Consider the following 2442-nt stretch of genomic DNA (forward strand, 5'->3'; position numbering starts at 1 on the left):
GGCGCGGGGGCGAACCGGGCCGCGCGCTGCGCGGCGGTCTGCCCATGCTTGACGAGCTTGCGGGTGGCGTGACGGGAAGCCATGGCTGCACCGACCCGGGCGCCGACCGCGGGGTTCGGCCCCCATCGGCGCCGGACCCCTCGTTGACGCCAGCGGGCGGGCGGGGGAGGCTCGGGCGTTCGCCGATCTCCGTTCGCCGCCGCGATGCACCGTTTCGTTTTCTTTGCCCTATCGCTCTGCTGGGCGACGACGGTCTTTGCCCAGTCGACGGACGAGCCGGCGCCCGGCGATTCACCGCCGGTCAAGCTCGTCACGCCGATCGGCGGAGAGGCGTGGAAGGATTGGGCGATCGTCAATTATGTGGACGTCGATCCGAAGTTTCGCGGCGTAAAGGACGCCCGCGGCGGGGATTACACCTATGACTTTCACGACGCGGTCGACTTCACCCTGCCGAACTTCGCGGTCATGGACCGCGGCGTGCCGGTGCTCGCCGCCGCGGACGGCGTCGTCATTCAAACCGACGACGGCCACACGGACCGCAACTACGGAGACGTGAACGACCCGAAGACTCGCCCCAAAACGCCGCCGAATCTGATCGAGATTGACCATCCGGGCGGGCTGCGGACCTCGTACCTCCACCTCAAAAAGGGGTCTTTGAAGGTGAAGCCGGGCGATCGCGTGAGCGCCGGTCAGACGATCGCGCTTGTCGGCAGTTCGGGGAGGTCCTCCGGCCCGCACCTGCACTTCAAGGTCGTGACGCAGGAGGGCGCCAACGCCGCCCAGATTGCCCACCGCGGCGGGATCGTCGTCGCCACCTTGGAGGATCCTGAGCGCTGGTGGAAGAACCCGCTGCCCTACGCTGGCGACGTCTCCGGCGTGCTGGACCACGGCGTCACGAAGATCGAGCCGACCGAAGACACGATCGCCGAGCGGCCCGCCGACGCAGACCCGTTCACCTCCCGCGGTCCGGCGGGCGGGGAGGGCCGCAGCGTCTGGGTCTGGGCGCAGTTGCACGGCTTCAAGGAAGGCGACCGATTGAACTACGAGTTCCTCGATCCTCGCGGCCGCGTGCAGACCACGATCCCCTTTGAAACCCCGACGATTCGCTTCGGCTGGTGGTCGGCGAGCCTCGATCTGCCCGCCCGCGTCGACCCCGGCCGCTGGACCGTGCGGGTGACCCACAACGACAAGCCGCTGTTTACAGAACAATTTATCGTGTCGTCGCGCCGTCGATAAAACCCGTTCTCCCCTCTCCCCCTTTGGGCAGGGCCGCTAAGTTTTCAGGAGCCGGAGAAGTTCCGGGACGCGGTTGGCGAGCCGGGCGAAGGCGTCGGTCGGGCTGGCGAAGCCGGCGTGCCTCAGCAGCGACAGAGCCAAACCCCGCAGCAGGCTCAGGATCGCCGCCCCGGCGCCGTCCCGAACGCGGCCGCGGTCCTCGTTCATTACCGCGTCTTTGCACCAGTGCAGCCGGTTCTCGACCAACCAGTGCGCCCGGATCACGCCGGCCAACGCCTCCGCGTCGTCGGCGCGGCTGGTCAGATAAAACCCTTCCCGCCGGTACGCCCGGCCGTCCCGCGTTCCCGATCGTTCGACCCGAATCACGCGTCCGGTCGGCGGCCAGCCGGTCGGAAGCCGGCCCGGCGGGGCGTACGTCTCGACGCGTCGGCGGACAGTGCGGCCGCGGGTCCGCTCCTCCGACTCATAGGCTGAAAGCGACTCGCCCTCGGCCGCGGTTCGGCAGGCCGTGAGCAACGCGGCCCGGTTCCCTTTCACCTTCACGAGCCAATCCCCGCCGGCGTCGGCGATCGCAGCGAGCGTTTTTTGACGCAGTGCAACGCGTCCAGCGTGACGATCTTGCCCGTCAGTCCTCGGCCCGTGCCTTGGCCCGTCAGATCCAAGGCGGCGGCCAGTTCGGCGATCAACCCTTGGGCGGCGTGCACTTCGCTTTGGGCCTTGGAGCGGTAGAGGACCGCCGCCGCCGTCAGCCCGCTGGCGGCGCCGTAGGCGCTGACCAACGCCGCGAAGTCCTGCTCGGCGGATTCGTGATCCGAGACGGTCGAACGGATCGCCTTGGCGTCGAGGGCCAGAACCTCTTCGTTCGGCAGTCGCTCGGTCGCCCAAACCCGGAACTCGGCCGACAGCGCCGCGAAGTCCAAGGCCCGCAGGACGGCCCGCACGGTGACGTTGGAGGGCGGGGGCCGGTCGGCCGGCCAGCCGGCGGATCGCCGCAGGTCCTCGACGTTGGCCGCGAAGAACCGGGCGATCGGGCGATAGCCGGCGTGGCCGCACAGCAGCGCCATGATCGTCCCGGCCAGCAGCGGCGACAGCGGATACCGGCGCCCGTGCCGCGACCGCGGATCGGGCACACGAGCGAGATGGTCGAGCAGCGTCATTCGAATAACTTAGCGGCCCTGCCCCCTTTTGGGGGAGAGGGGTCGGGGG

Annotated in this window: 1 protein-coding gene and 1 pseudogene; one reads left to right on the forward strand and one right to left on the reverse strand. The window is 69.2% G+C overall.

The genetic code is table 11. The annotated features are described in order from the left end of the window. Positions 1-204: 204 nt before the first annotated feature. Positions 205-1236: a M23 family metallopeptidase gene (locus LzC2_RS21120; RefSeq protein ID WP_171189999.1), complete on the forward strand. Its 1032-nt coding sequence runs from the start codon at positions 205-207 to the stop codon at positions 1234-1236. A 36-nt stretch (positions 1237-1272) separates the two neighbouring features. Here LzC2_RS21120 and LzC2_RS23100 read toward each other — a convergent pair. Then, a pseudogene (locus LzC2_RS23100) lies at positions 1273-2393 on the reverse strand (ISAs1 family transposase). Positions 2394-2442 lie beyond the last annotated feature (49 nt).

Origin of the sequence: Alienimonas chondri (assembly GCF_013036045.1) — a bacterium.
In the GTDB taxonomy this organism is placed as follows: domain Bacteria; phylum Planctomycetota; class Planctomycetia; order Planctomycetales; family Planctomycetaceae; genus Alienimonas; species Alienimonas chondri.

Bases quoted from the DNA above. Each gene is read 5' to 3' on its own strand.
- LzC2_RS21120 (WP_171189999.1), top strand. From the start codon at position 205: ATGCACCGTTTCGTTTTCTTTGCCCTATCGCTCTGCTGGGCGACGACG.